Annotated in this window: 13 protein-coding genes; 5 read left to right on the top strand and 8 right to left on the bottom strand. The window is 65.1% G+C overall.

All coding sequences use genetic code 11. From position 1 onward, the window contains the following. Window positions 1–2: 2 nt before the first annotated feature. From odhB to lpdA, 4 genes are all read left to right on the top strand, one after another. The gene (gene odhB, locus D4754_RS16670; protein WP_121065802.1) at window positions 3–1,559 is read left to right on the top strand and encodes a 2-oxoglutarate dehydrogenase complex dihydrolipoyllysine-residue succinyltransferase; all 1,557 of its coding nucleotides are present in this window, start codon (window positions 3–5) and stop codon (window positions 1,557–1,559) included. A gap of 10 nt (window positions 1,560–1,569) precedes the next feature. Then, complete coding sequence (locus D4754_RS16665; protein WP_240453920.1) at window positions 1,570–2,151, top strand: HXXEE domain-containing protein; 582 nt, start codon at window positions 1,570–1,572, stop codon at window positions 2,149–2,151. Window positions 2,152–2,271: 120 nt separating this feature from the next. Further along, window positions 2,272–3,807, top strand: a complete 1,536-nt coding sequence (locus D4754_RS16660) for a phospholipase D family protein (RefSeq protein WP_121065796.1) — start codon at window positions 2,272–2,274, stop codon at window positions 3,805–3,807. A gap of 162 nt (window positions 3,808–3,969) precedes the next feature. Continuing rightward, window positions 3,970–5,358: a dihydrolipoyl dehydrogenase gene (gene lpdA / locus D4754_RS16655; protein ID WP_121065793.1), complete on the top strand. Its 1,389-nt coding sequence runs from the start codon at window positions 3,970–3,972 to the stop codon at window positions 5,356–5,358. 69 nt (window positions 5,359–5,427) lie between these two features. Here lpdA and D4754_RS16650 read toward each other — a convergent pair whose 3' ends face one another. From D4754_RS16650 to D4754_RS16635, 4 genes are read right to left on the bottom strand one after another with little or no spacing between them, the layout of a single operon-like run. After that, window positions 5,428–6,033, bottom strand: a complete 606-nt coding sequence (locus tag D4754_RS16650; RefSeq protein WP_121065790.1) for a pyridoxamine 5'-phosphate oxidase family protein — start codon at window positions 6,031–6,033, stop codon at window positions 5,428–5,430. Then, entirely contained in the window at window positions 6,020–6,739 is a 720-nt protein-coding gene (locus tag D4754_RS16645) for a lysophospholipid acyltransferase family protein (protein ID WP_240453919.1), read from the bottom strand. Before D4754_RS16645 ends, D4754_RS16650 begins: the two co-directional genes overlap by 14 nt. Continuing rightward, on the bottom strand, window positions 6,736–7,635 hold the full coding sequence (locus D4754_RS16640) for a cell division protein FtsX (RefSeq protein WP_121065787.1): 900 nt from the start codon (window positions 7,633–7,635) through the stop codon (window positions 6,736–6,738). The genes D4754_RS16645 and D4754_RS16640 overlap by 4 nt, the downstream gene beginning before the upstream one ends. Next, window positions 7,632–8,312 (bottom strand): cell division ATP-binding protein FtsE, encoded by a 681-nt coding sequence (locus D4754_RS16635; RefSeq protein ID WP_121065956.1) that lies wholly within the window; start codon window positions 8,310–8,312, stop codon window positions 7,632–7,634. Before D4754_RS16635 ends, D4754_RS16640 begins: the two co-directional genes overlap by 4 nt. 176 nt (window positions 8,313–8,488) lie before the next feature. Here D4754_RS16635 and D4754_RS16630 point away from each other — a divergent pair, with 176 nt between their 5' ends. Next, the gene (locus tag D4754_RS16630; RefSeq protein ID WP_121065782.1) at window positions 8,489–9,202 is read left to right on the top strand and encodes a zinc-ribbon domain-containing protein; all 714 of its coding nucleotides are present in this window, start codon (window positions 8,489–8,491) and stop codon (window positions 9,200–9,202) included. A gap of 8 nt (window positions 9,203–9,210) precedes the next feature. Here D4754_RS16630 and D4754_RS16625 read toward each other — a convergent pair whose 3' ends face one another. The 4 genes from D4754_RS16625 to D4754_RS16610 all read right to left on the bottom strand — a co-directional run bounded on the left by D4754_RS16625 (window position 9,211) and on the right by D4754_RS16610 (window position 12,563). Continuing rightward, window positions 9,211–9,561 (bottom strand): H-type lectin domain-containing protein, encoded by a 351-nt coding sequence (locus tag D4754_RS16625; RefSeq protein WP_121065779.1) that lies wholly within the window; start codon window positions 9,559–9,561, stop codon window positions 9,211–9,213. 122 nt (window positions 9,562–9,683) lie between these two features. Continuing rightward, the gene (locus tag D4754_RS16620; protein WP_121065776.1) at window positions 9,684–10,100 is read right to left on the bottom strand and encodes a F0F1 ATP synthase subunit epsilon; all 417 of its coding nucleotides are present in this window, start codon (window positions 10,098–10,100) and stop codon (window positions 9,684–9,686) included. 12 nt (window positions 10,101–10,112) lie between these two features. Further along, entirely contained in the window at window positions 10,113–11,537 is a 1,425-nt protein-coding gene (gene atpD, locus D4754_RS16615; protein WP_121065773.1) for a F0F1 ATP synthase subunit beta, read from the bottom strand. A 54-nt stretch (window positions 11,538–11,591) separates the two neighbouring features. Continuing rightward, a complete protein-coding gene (locus D4754_RS16610) occupies window positions 11,592–12,563 on the bottom strand; it encodes a phytanoyl-CoA dioxygenase family protein (RefSeq protein WP_163025947.1) in 972 nt (323 codons plus the stop codon). Window positions 12,564–12,578: the final 15 nt, after the last annotated feature.

Raw genomic sequence — 12,578 nt, 5'->3', positions numbered from 1 at the left:
CGATGACAACCGAAATTCGCGTGCCAACGCTCGGCGAAAGCGTCACCGAAGCCACGATCGCGACCTGGTTCAAGAAACCCGGTGACAAGGTCGCCGTGGATGAAATGCTCTGCGAGCTGGAAACCGACAAGGTGACGGTCGAAGTGCCGTCACCCGCCGCCGGAACCCTGGGAGAGATCATCGCCGCGGAAGGCGAAACCGTGGGCGTCGATGCGCTTCTGGCCACGATCACCGAAGGCGAAGGCGCGGCCCCCGCACCCGCGGACGACAAATCCGAAGACAAGGCCGAAAAAGCCCCGGCGGAAGACAAGCCCGCCGCGTCGGACGGTGGCGAATCCGTCGACGTGAAGGTGCCCACGCTGGGCGAAAGCGTGTCCGAGGCGACCGTGAGCACGTGGTTCAAGGCCGTGGGCGACGCCGTCCAGCAGGACGAGATGCTCTGCGAGCTGGAGACCGACAAGGTCAGCGTCGAAGTGCCCTCACCCGCTTCGGGCGTACTCTCGGAAATCGTGGCCGAGGAAGGCAGCACCGTCGATGCGAGCACCAAGCTGGGCGTGATCACCACCGGCGAAGGCGCTGGCGCCAAGGCCGCCGCCCCTGCCGAAGCGCCTGCCAGCAAGACATCCGACGAAGCGTCGGGCTCGGAAGGCTCGGGCCGGTCGGACGTGTCGAACGCACCGTCCGCCAACAAGGCCATGGCCGAAGCCGGGCTGGACCCGTCGCAGGTCAAGGGTACGGGCCGCGACGGCCGGATCATGAAGGATGACGTGGCCCGCGCCGTGTCGAACCCCGCGCCCGCCGCCGCCCCGGCGCCCGAACCGGCCTCCGTGCCGCGGGCGCCGGTCACGGCCGAAGATGCCTCGCGCGAGGAACGGGTGCGGATGACGCGCCTGCGCCAGACCATTGCCCGCCGCCTGAAGGACGCGCAGAACACCGCCGCAATCCTGACCACCTATAACGAGGTGGACATGGGCCCGGTGATGGAGCTGCGGAAGACCTACCGCGACGAGTTCGAGAAGAAGCACGGCGTGCGCCTTGGCTTCATGTCGTTTTTCACCAAGGCCTGCTGCCACGCACTGAAGGAAGTGCCCGAGGTCAACGCCGAAATCGACGGCACCGACATCGTGTACAAGAACTTCGTCCACATGGGCGTCGCCGCGGGCACGCCGCAAGGCCTCGTGGTGCCGGTCATCCGCGACGTCGACACCATGTCCTTTGCCGATATCGAGAAATCGATCGCCGAAAAAGGCGCGCGCGCCCGGGACGGCAAGCTGTCGATGGCGGAAATGCAGGGCGGCACGTTCACGATCTCGAACGGCGGCGTCTACGGCTCGCTGATGTCCTCGCCCATCCTGAACCCGCCGCAGTCGGGGATCCTTGGCATGCACAAGATCCAGGACCGGCCGATGGTCGTGAACGGCGAGATCAAGATCCGCCCGATGATGTACCTTGCGCTCAGCTACGATCACCGCATCGTCGACGGCAAGGGCGCAGTCACCTTCCTTGTGCGCGTCAAGGAAGCGCTGGAAGATCCGCGCCGCCTGCTGATCGACCTCTGATCCTGAAAGGATGGCCGGGCCCCGCGCCCGGCCGCTTGACGTCATGTTCGAGCGTCTGTGTGCACACTGGGTCTATGGCGGGGCGCTTGCGGCGCTGGTGCTGCTGTCGCTGACGCCATTCCTGGCTTTTGGGCCGGTGCTGACGGCCGTGTACCTCGCGCTGCCGGTCTACATGATCCACCAGTACGAAGAACATGACGACGACCGCTTCCGCCGGTTCGTCAATACGCTTCTGGCCGGCCGGTCGCGGGGCCTGAGCCGCGCGGATGTCTTCTGGATCAACATCGCCGGGGTCTGGGCGCTGCTGGTGGCCACGCTCTGGGCGGCCGCCACGATCAATCCCGGCTGGGGCAGCGTCGCGACATGGCTTCTGGGGCTGAACGGGCTGATCCACGTGGCGCAAGCCGTGGCGCTGCGCCGTTACAACCCCGGGCTTGTCACGGCCCTGATCCTGTTCCTGCCGCTGGCCGCGTGGCTGTTCGTTCATGTACCCGCAAGCCTTGGCCAGCAGATCGCGGGATTTGGCATCGTACTGGTCCTTCATGGATTGATCCTTGTCCGTGCGCGCCAACCCGGCCCGGTTGCGTCATGATGCGGGCCGCCCATTCCCGTTCGTCGTGTGAATGCCACGTCAACGGAACCCTCACCGTCTTTCAAAGGTTACCCTTAGGGAGTTGGCTTTCCTCAACTCGGCATACCCTGGAGATGGCAGATGGAAATCGCGGTGCACGGGCACGCAACTGAAGGCGCCGCCGCAGAGGCGTGCGGGGCAAAAGCCCTGATCACCGCCGAGGAAGGCTTCCCCGCGCTTGAGCGGCTGGCCCTGGGCGCGAAGGAAGAACTGCTCCTGTCCTTCCGCATATTCGATCCCGAAACCCGCCTGCGGTCGGACGAAGCGCGCGCGCTTGGGCTGGACCGCTGGCGCGATCTGGTGGCCCATGTCAGCGACAGCGGTGTCGACGTGAAGCTCTTGCTGACGGATTTCGATCCGATCTTCGCGACCGATCTGCATATCGACGCATGGCACGCGGCCGAAGGCTTCAAGAAAGCCGCGCCGAAGATGCGGGTGCTGCTGCATCACCACCCCGCCCGGATCGGCCCCGTCTGGCGGCTGATGCTGGCGCCCAAGATCCGCAGCTGCATCCGTGCCATCCAGGAGGACGGCCGAACGGAAGCCACCCCCGCGATCAAGGGGTGCCTGACCGGCACCGCCCGGATCTACCCCGCGACGCTCCACCAGAAGCTGGCGGTGGCCGATGGCGATCACATGATCATCGGCGGGCTGGATGTGGATGAACGTCGCTATGACACACAGGATCACGATCAGCCGTCGGAAGAAACATGGCACGATTGTGCGGTGGATATCACAGGCGAAAGCGCCAAGGCCGGGCGGCGTCATTTCATCAAGACATGGAACGCGGCCATCGCGCTGCGCGACGATTTCGATCCGCTGCCCGACAATGTGACCCCGATGGATGTCCCGCCCCGGGTGCCGGAGACGGGACCGATCCGCGTTTTGCGCACCGTCTCGCAACCGGTTGCCGGCCCCGCGGCCTTCGGCCCCGTCAACGCCCATGCCGAGATCGAGGCCGCGCATCTTGAGCTGTTCGCGAAGGCCGAACGGTTCATCTACATCGAAACCCAGTTCTTCCGCCATTTCGGACTGGCCGAGGCCCTGGCCAAAGCCGCCGAACGCGCGCCCGACCTGCAATGCGTCATGGTCCTGCCCGTAGCGCCGGAACGGATCCTGTTCGACAAGAACCGCGGCGTCGATGCCCGGCATGCGCAGGGTCTCCAGATACGGTGCATCGACAGGATCCGGAAGGCCTTCGGCGACCGGCTCGCCGTTGTCGTGCCTGCACGGCCCGGCAACGGTAATGGCGACGTGCTCTACCGCGGGGCGGATATCGTCTATGTCCATGCCAAGGTGACGGTCGTGGACGATGCCCATGCGATCATCGGTTCGGCCAACCTGAACGGGCGGTCGATGCGCTGGGATACCGAAGCGTCGGTTCAGATCGACGACGCGCGCTTCGCCCGCAATCTGCGCGACCGGCTGATAGAACATTGGCTTGGCGATACGGATGCAGGCATCGATCCGTCCCGCGCGGCCATCTGGACAGACCGCGCAAAGGCCAATGCCGACCGGAAACCGGATGTCCGACAGGATTTCATCCTGCCCTACCCAACCGCCCGAACCCGCGCCTTTTCGCTTTACGCGCCTGTCCTTCCCGCCGAGATGTTCTGATGCATGGCCGACATGTCTGGCCGGGGGGGCGCACCCGGGTTTATCTGCCCAAGCCGATCCTCTATGCCTTGGGGGAATGCTCGGGGAAATCCAAGGGCCGCGCAGGGTGCGCGGCCTGACACCACCATTTTCGCCCTGCCCGCGATGTCAAAGGAGTAACCTATGTCCAGCTACGACGTTATCGTCATCGGTTCCGGCCCCGGCGGCTATGTCTGCGCGATCCGCTGCGCGCAACTGGGTCTGAAGACCGCTTGTGTCGAAGGGCGCGAGACGCTCGGCGGGACCTGCCTGAACATCGGCTGTATCCCGTCGAAGGCGCTGCTGCACTCCACCCACATGCTGCACGAGGCCGAGGCGAATTTCGAAACCATGGGCCTGATGGGCGGCAAGCCGAAGGTCGACTGGGCGAAGATGCTGGGCTTCAAGGATGACGTCGTCGAACAGAACACCAAGGGCATCGAGTTCCTGTTCAAGAAGAACAAGATCGACTGGCTGAAGGGCTGGGCCACGATCCCCGAGGCCGGCAAGGTCAAGGTGGGTGACGACGTCTACGAGGCCAAAAACATCATCATCGCATCGGGTTCGGAACCGGCATCGCTGCCGGGCGTCGAGGTGGACGAGAAGAAGGTCGTGACGTCGACCGGCGCGCTGGAACTGGGCAAGGTTCCGGGCAAGCTGGTCGTGATCGGCGCCGGCGTGATCGGGCTGGAACTGGGAAGCGTCTACAAGCGCCTGGGGTCGGAGGTGACGGTCATCGAGTACCTCGACGTCGTGACACCGGGCATGGATGGCGAAATTCAACGCACCTTCCAGCGGACGCTGAAGAAGCAGGGCATGGACTTCATCATGGGCGCCGCCGTCCAGAAGACCGAGGTTGGCAAGAAGGGCGTGACCGTCAGCTACAAGCTGAAGAAGGACGACAGCGAACACACGCTGGAGGCCGACACGGTGCTGGTGGCGACCGGGCGCAAACCCTACACCGACGGGCTGGGACTGGATGCGCTGGGTGTCGAGATGACGAAGCGCGGGCAGATCGCGGTGGGCAAGGACTGGCAGACCAACGTCAAGGGCATCTACGCGATCGGCGATTGCATCGAGGGCCCGATGCTGGCCCACAAGGCCGAGGACGAGGGCATGGCAGCCGCCGAACAGGTGGCCGGCAAGCACGGGCACGTGAATTACGGCGTGATCCCGGGCGTGATCTATACCTCGCCGGAAGTCGCCAACGTGGGCGAGACCGAGGAATCGCTGAAGGAAGCGGGCAAGGAATACAAGGTCGGCAAGTTCAACTTCATGGGCAACGGTCGCGCGAAGGCGATGCTGGCGGCGGAAGGGTTCGTGAAGATCCTCGTCGACAAGGAAACCGACCGTATCCTGGGCGCGCATATCCTTGGGCCCAACGCGGGCGAGCTGATCCACGAGATCTGCGTCGCCATGGAATTCGGCGCCGCCGCCGAGGACCTGGCCCTGACCTGCCACGCACACCCGACCCTGTCGGAAGCCGTGCGGGAAGCGGCGCTGGCCTGCGGTGACGGCCCGATCCACTCGTAGAATCCGGGCGCGGGAAGGCCTTTACGCAAAGGCCTTCCATGCCTCGCCCCGGTCAGGCGATCTATTGAATCACCACATCGACGTCGCGGCGCGTGCGGGCCAGGCCCTGTCATAGGCCTCGCCGCCTTCCGCGCCTTGGGTGGCGTCGGCCAGGATCTCTCCAGGCGTGGGCAGGCCTGCGCTCTGATCGTCCGTGGTCCACAGCTCGGATCGGATCAGCGCACGGGCGCATTGGGCATAGACCTCGGAAATCGCGATCACGATGACCGTGGCGGGCAGACGGCCCTTGTGCTCGAACCGCGCGCGCAGGGCCTCGTCGGTCGTCAGTTTCGCCGTGCCGTTCACCCGCACCGCCGTGGTCGAGCCGGCCACCATGAACATCAGCGACACGCGCCCGTCCCGGACGATGTTGCGCAGGCTGTCCATACGGTTGTTGCCGTGCCAGTCCGGCATGGCGAGCGTATAGGGATCAAGCTCTGTCACCACCGGGCCTTCGTCGCCGCGCGGGCTGCCGTCGGTGCCTTCGGGACCGACGGTCGACAACACGGAGAAGCGCGAGGCCATGATCCAGCGCCTGTACGTGTCGGTCAGGCAGGGCGTGACCTTGACCTGCGCCGCTTTGGGCACGGCGCCGTAGAGCGTCTCAAGCGTCTCGATATCCTCAACGAAGTCCATGTGGTTCCTCCATCAGCGCGTTTGACGCGGCTTCGACCCGGGTTTCGATCTCGGTCAGGATCTCACGCTTTTCCAGGCCCGGCGCGATCGGTTCAAGAAATTCGACAACCGCCCGGCCCGGGTAACGCGCAAGACCGCTGCGGGGCCAGACGAGGCCCGCATTCGTGGCCACGGGCACGCATGGTACGTCCATCGCTTCATACAGCACGGCGACGCCCGGCCGGTAGGACGCGGTGGCGCCCGGCGAGACGCGGGTGCCCTGGGGGTAGATGACCAGCTGTCCGCCGTCGTCTTCCAGCGCCTTCCTGACCATGCGGGCCATGCCGGCATTGCCGCGCTTGCGGTCAATGGCGATGCAGCCGATGCGCATGGCGTAGAAGCCGAAGACCGGGGTGCGGACCAGTTCCTTCTTCATCACGAAGCGCACGTTGGGCAGGACCGAGAACAGCATCATCACGTCAAGGAACGATTGGTGCTTGGCCGCGATCAGAACATCGCCGGTGGGCACCGGTCCGCGCCATTCGGTGCGGATTCCCAGCAGCCAGCGGGCGGTCAGGAACACCCAGCGGCAGAACAACATCGCCGCCAGTCGCGCAGCCCCCCGCGACAGCAGCGCCAGCGGCAGGAAGACCACGCCCAGAACGCCCATCGCGAGGAACATCTGCAGCGTGAAGACCACCGAGCGAAGCCAGCGGAGCACGGTCACGACAGGCTCCGCAATCGTGCGCGGGCCGCTGCCATGGTGGCAAACATCGCCACCGCAGCCGCCAGGATCGGGATCACCAGCAACCAGAGCCACCCTGCCCCGCTAAACCCCAGCCCAGACAGGACACTGTCCACCGGCCCGGCTGACGGCATCAAAAGCAGGACGCCCACGCCAAGCGCGGTGCCAAGGATGGCGCCGAACAACGCGCGCAGCGTGAAACGGCGGACAAAGGCGCCCGCGATATAGGTGTCCTGCGCACCGACCAGCCGCAGGACGGATATCACCTGCGCATTGGCGGACAGCGCGGCATAGGCTGCCAGCGTGATCATCGCGGCCATGGTCCCGCCGATCAGCAGCAGCGACAACATCCCCACCCGCCAGAGAGAGCCCGCAGCGGCCACCAGCGGCTCCCGCCAGCGGCCGTGGTCGTCGAGCACGGCATCCGGCACCTCGGCCTCCAGACGCAGGCGGAGGCCCGTCAGGTCATAGGGGGGATCGTCGGCAATGATCTCGACCAGCTGCGGCAGGGGCAGCGTTTCGACCGGAAGACCAGCACCGAACCACGGCGCGAGAAGGGCTGTCTGCTCCTCCTCGCTGAGGGCGCGGGCGCGGGCGATGCCGGGGGTCTGGGACAGGATCTCCAGCGCGCGGGCCGTCTGTTCGGCACGTGCGTCACCCTGCCCCGCGATGCGCAGGGTCGCGCTGCCGGCCAGTTCGGTGGCCCAGCGGTCCGACAGCCGGGTCGAGGCGACGGACAGCGCCAGTGCGAAGACCGCAAGGAACGCCATCGCGCCCGAGGCAAAGAGCGTCAGCAAAGCCGTGTGCCCGCTGGGCGGCACGATGCGGTCGGCCTGGGCGTCGCCCAGAACGATGCGAAGGAACCATGCGCGGATCACAGGGCTGCCCCCGCCAGTTGCAGGCGCCGCCCGGCGATGCGCAGGACGCGGGTCTGGATCTGGCTTTTCGCGGCGCGGATCAGGTTCAGATCGTGGGTGGCGATCAGGATGGTCTTGCCCATCTGGTTCAGTTGCACCAGCAGCGTCAGCAGGCGCTGCGACATCTCCCAGTCGACATTGCCGGTGGGTTCGTCCGCAAGGATCACGTCGGGCGACATGATCACCGCGCGCGCAAGGGCCGCCCGCTGGCGTTCCCCACCCGACAGTTCCGGCGGTCGCGCATTGGCCCGGTCGGTCAGCCCGCACCACGCCATCAGTTCCTGCAGATCCTGCCCGTGCTGCGCTTCGCGCCCACGGCCGGCGACGGTCAGCGGCAGGGCGATGTTCTCGGCCACGCTCAGGTGATCGAGAAACCGGCAATCCTGGTGCACGATTCCGATCCGGCGCCGGATCAGGGCCATGTCGTCACGGTCGAGCGCCGCGAAATCCGCGCCGAAGGCCCGCGCCCGCCCGGACGTCGGCGAGAGGATGCCGGTGCACAGGTTCAGGATCGTCGTCTTTCCGGCGCCCGACGGCCCCGTCAGGAAGTGGAACGACCCCGGCGCAAGGACGACGGACACGTCGGCCAACAGTTCCCCGTCGCCATAGCTGTAGGCCACATTTTCCAGTTCGATCACGACGTCCCTTTCCGATCCCGCCACCGGGCCGGTTCTGCCTGAGTGCCTTTCGGGTTTCAATGGGGCCACACATGGCCGCGGCTTGCGATTGCCCCTTTCTTGCCGACGGCGGAGTTTCTATCCTATTGCTTCGGAGCCGGCAGCGGGTCCGGAGGTATCGATAAGCGGGGGGCCTCATGCGCCTGACATGTCCGAATTGCGGCGCACAGTACGAGATCCCCGATGATGTCATTCCGGCCGAAGGGCGGGATGTGCAGTGTTCGAACTGCGAGGAAACGTGGTTCCAGGCTCATCCCGACAGCGGTCCGACCGCCCCGGCGGTCGATCTGGAAAGCGATGACGAGGCCTCCGAAGGGTCGCCGCTCGAGGAAGGCGACTGGACGCAGGTGCGGGGCGACGCCGGCGCGCGGGACCTTGACCCGGCGATCACCGAGATCCTTCAGGAAGAAGCCCGGCGCGAAGCACGGCTGAGAGCAGCCGAAGCGCGCGCGCCGGTCGAAAGCCAGCCCGAACTGGCACTGGACAGCACACATGCCGGACAGCGGCGCACGTCCGCGCCCCGTTCGCGCCGTGACCTGCTGCCCGAGATCGGTGACGGGACGACGACACGCAAGGATCTGCCGCCGGTCACCCCGACCGCGCCCGCGCAGGAGGGCTCGAGCTTTGCGCGCGGCATGGCGCTGGCGGTGCTGATCGCGGTCGGGCTGGTGTTGCTTTACGCGAATGCCGACAGCATCACGGACAGACTGCCCTGGGCCGAGCCGGCGCTTGACGGTTATGTCGGCGGCGTGGATGCCGTTCGGGGGCTGCTGGGCCAATGGTATCTGGCCATCGAACCGACACTGGAGGCCGCGGTCAGGTCTGTCAGGGATTTCCTGGGCATCGACTGATCCGAAGGTCAGTAAAGCTCCCAATTGTCCGCGTGCGGGAGTTCACCGATGGACATCCACGCACCGCGCGCGCGGGCGACACGGGTGTCGGACCATGTGCGGAACACCAGGTCGAAACCGGTTTCGGTGATGTTCTCGGCCCTGATATCGGCCCGGACCGACGATTTCGTGTCGATGTCCCAAAGCGAGATCGACACATGCACCACCGGTGGATGGCGGTAGCGCGCAGAGAATCTGACCGGAACGATGCGCGCACGCGCGCCCGTCCCGCGCCACATCGGCCCGTCATCTTCGAAATCTGAAAAGAGCTGAACGTCGCCCTGATCGACACCCATCAGATGGTTGCTGAAACGCTGCATGCGCACTGCCCGTCATTCGTACAAGATCCCCCGCCCCTGCTTCGCGGGTCGGGAACAAAACAAACCGGCCCCGCAAAGGGGCCGGTTTTCACTGGTGTTGCATAACCGCCTTGAACGCTGGCTTAAAGGCGCATGTGGTCGCCAAGGGCTTCCATGTCGGCGAGAAGCTTGGCCGCGTCGTCAACCAGCCCGTGATGGGCATCGGGCGAGGCCTTGGCCGCTTCCAGCTTGGCGCGCGCGTCGGCGACCAGTTCATCGATATGCGAACGGTTCACTTCGTCCACCGGCGTGGCCTGCTCGGCCAGCACCGACATCGCATCTTCGTTGATCTCGGCGAAGCCGCCGGTGATCAGGTATTCCAGCGTGCCTTCCGGCCCTTCGACCTTCACAAGGCCGGGGCGGAGAGTGGTGATGAGCGGCATGTGATTGGGCATTGCCGTCATCCGCCCCTCGGTCGCCGGAAGCTCGACCATCGTGGCCTTGAGCGACGCGAGGCGCCGCTCGGGGCTGACGAGATCGAATTGCATCGTGTCTGCCATCAGGCCTGCTCCTTATGCCGCTGCTGCGGCCATGCGCTCGGCTTTCGCGATCACGTCGTCGATGCCGCCAACCATCAGGAAGGCCGCTTCGGGAAGGTGATCGTATTCGCCGGCCACAACCGCCTTGAAGGACGCGATCGTGACATCGAGCGGCACCTGCACACCGGGCGAACCGGTGAAGACTTCGGCAACGTCGAAGGGCTGCGACAGGAAGCGTTCGATCTTCCGGGCACGTGCCACGGTCAGTTTGTCTTCTTCCGACAGTTCGTCCATCCCGAGGATCGCGATGATGTCCTGCAGCGACTTGTAGCGCTGAAGGATCTGCTGAACGTCGGTGGCCACCTTGTAGTGCTCTTCGCCGACAACGCCGGGATCGAGCAGACGCGAGGAGGAATCGAGCGGGTCAACGGCCGGGTAGATACCCTTTTCCGAGATCGCCCGGTTGAGAACCGTCGTGGCGTCGAGGTGGGCAAACGAGGTTGCCGGTGCCGGGTCGGTAAGGTCGTCCGCGGGAACGTAGATGGCCTGAACCGAGGTGATCGAGCCTTTCTTGGTCGAGGTGATCCGCTCCTGCAGCTGGCCCATGTCGGTGGCCAGCGTCGGCTGATAGCCCACGGCCGAAGGGATACGACCCAGAAGGGCGGACACTTCCGAACCCGCCTGCGTGAAGCGGAAGATGTTGTCGACGAAGAACAGAACGTCGGAGCCGGACTGGTCGCGGAACTGCTCGGCCAGGGTCAGGCCGGTCAGGGCGACACGGGCACGGGCGCCCGGCGGCTCGTTCATCTGGCCGTAGACCAGGGCCACCTTGGATTCTTCCAGGTTGTCGATGTTGATGACGCCGGATTCGATGAATTCGAAGTACAGGTCGTTCCCTTCACGGGTCCGTTCCCCCACACCCGCGAACACCGAGTAGCCCGAGTGCACCTTGGCGATGTTGTTGATCAGTTCCTGGATGAGAACCGTCTTGCCCACGCCGGCGCCGCCGAACAGGCCGATCTTGCCGCCCTTGGCGTAGGGCGCCAGCAGGTCGACGACCTTGATGCCGGTCACCAGCACCACGGACTCGGTCGACTGGTCTTCGAATTCCGGTGCGGGCTGGTGGATCGCGCGGGTCTCGGTGGCTTCCACCGGGCCCTTTTCGTCGATGGGCTCGCCCACCACGTTCATGATCCGGCCCAGGGTCGCGTTGCCCACGGGCACCGAGATCGCCGTGCCGCTGTCGGTCACTTCCTGGCCGCGAACCAGACCTTCGGTCGAGTCCATGGCGATGGTGCGAACGGTGTTTTCGCCCAGATGCTGCGCCACTTCCAGAACAAGGCGGTTGCCCTGGTTCTTGGTTTCGAGCGCGTTCAGGATCTGGGGCAGGTCGCCTTCGAACTGCACGTCCACGACAGCGCCGATCACCTGTGTGATTTTGCCTTTTTGTCCACTCATCGAGTTCTTCCTTTCAACCTTCGGGCGGCAGCCCTGCCGAGTTGGGTTTGCGGTTTACGACGCCAAAGTGCGGGCGAACTTCTTCACTTTGCGGCGCCGAAAATAGGTTTCGATCTGGTAGCTGATGGCCCCGCCGACCGTCGGTGCGGGCGGCAGCTCATCCGTTGCGGGATGGCCGAAATACTTGTTCTCGATAACCTCGCCTGTCGAGATGTCGGTCACGCCTTCACGAATGAACATCCTGTTCATGCGCGGGTTCGACCGCATCGGAACGACGTAGCAGCAATCGTCGAAATAGTAGTGCGTGACCTGCGACCAGCGGGTCTTCGTGTGGTCGTTATGGGTGATACCGCCGTGCAGAAGGTTCGCCGCCCAGATCAGCGCCTGCCCCTTCTTGGCATGGAAGTACTCCGGCTCCACCCCGTTGGCTTCCACGTAGGCCGTCCAGGCGTCGTGGTAGAACTCCTGCGCCGGACGGCTGCGCTTGTGGCCCAGGCCGATGCCAAGCTGGTCGAAATACAGGATCGGCCACTTGTGCGACCCGGGATAGTAGACAAGCGGCCCCTGGTCCGGGCCGATATCTTCCAGCGCAACCCAGACACCGCACATGAACCGTTCCGGCACGGACGAGAAATGCACGCTGTCGGAATGGTAATGCTGCTGGGTACCCATCGCGAAGTTCAGCGTCTGGAATGGGAACGCACGACGGCCGTAGAGCTTCGACAGCAGGTCCAGAACCTTCTGGTTGCAGGCGATCTCGCGGACATGGGCGTTTTCGGTATAGTTCCCGATCCGGCCGCCCGGCTCTGCCGGGCTGTCCGGGCCGATCTTTGCCACGTCCGCGAACTGCTTCTTGGTCTTCAGGTCGGCAAGCAGCTCGTCCGCCATGGAATCGAAATCATCGACGGGAAAGTCGATGACGGCGAAGCCCTTCACGTTCAGATCGCGGGCGATCCGTTCCTCGTCCGGCGTCAGCCCAGCCGTCGAAAGCCACCTCTCGAAGAGAGGTGACTCGACATGTGGCATGCCGGGAAGAGGGTT

The sequence above is a fragment of the Chachezhania antarctica genome, assembly GCF_003646465.1.
In the GTDB taxonomy this organism is placed as follows: domain Bacteria; phylum Pseudomonadota; class Alphaproteobacteria; order Rhodobacterales; family Rhodobacteraceae; genus Chachezhania; species Chachezhania antarctica.
Note: the sequence above shows the minus strand (reverse complement) of the source record. Positions and strands in the feature narration are given on the sequence as shown.

Excerpts from the sequence above, each read along its gene's own strand:
- odhB (WP_121065802.1), top strand. The coding sequence starts at position 3 with ATGACAACCGAAATTCGCGTGCCAACGCTCGGCGAAAGCGTCACCGAA.
- D4754_RS16665 (WP_240453920.1), top strand. The coding sequence starts at position 1,570 with ATGGCCGGGCCCCGCGCCCGGCCGCTTGACGTCATGTTCGAGCGTCTG.
- D4754_RS16660 (WP_121065796.1), top strand. The coding sequence starts at position 2,272 with ATGGAAATCGCGGTGCACGGGCACGCAACTGAAGGCGCCGCCGCAGAG.
- lpdA (WP_121065793.1), top strand. The coding sequence starts at position 3,970 with ATGTCCAGCTACGACGTTATCGTCATCGGTTCCGGCCCCGGCGGCTAT.
- D4754_RS16650 (WP_121065790.1), bottom strand. The coding sequence starts at position 6,033 with ATGGACTTCGTTGAGGATATCGAGACGCTTGAGACGCTCTACGGCGCC.
- D4754_RS16630 (WP_121065782.1), top strand. The coding sequence starts at position 8,489 with ATGCGCCTGACATGTCCGAATTGCGGCGCACAGTACGAGATCCCCGAT.
- D4754_RS16625 (WP_121065779.1), bottom strand. The coding sequence starts at position 9,561 with ATGCAGCGTTTCAGCAACCATCTGATGGGTGTCGATCAGGGCGACGTT.
- D4754_RS16620 (WP_121065776.1), bottom strand. The coding sequence starts at position 10,100 with ATGGCAGACACGATGCAATTCGATCTCGTCAGCCCCGAGCGGCGCCTC.
- atpD (WP_121065773.1), bottom strand. The coding sequence starts at position 11,537 with ATGAGTGGACAAAAAGGCAAAATCACACAGGTGATCGGCGCTGTCGTG.
- D4754_RS16610 (WP_163025947.1), bottom strand. The coding sequence starts at position 12,563 with ATGCCACATGTCGAGTCACCTCTCTTCGAGAGGTGGCTTTCGACGGCT.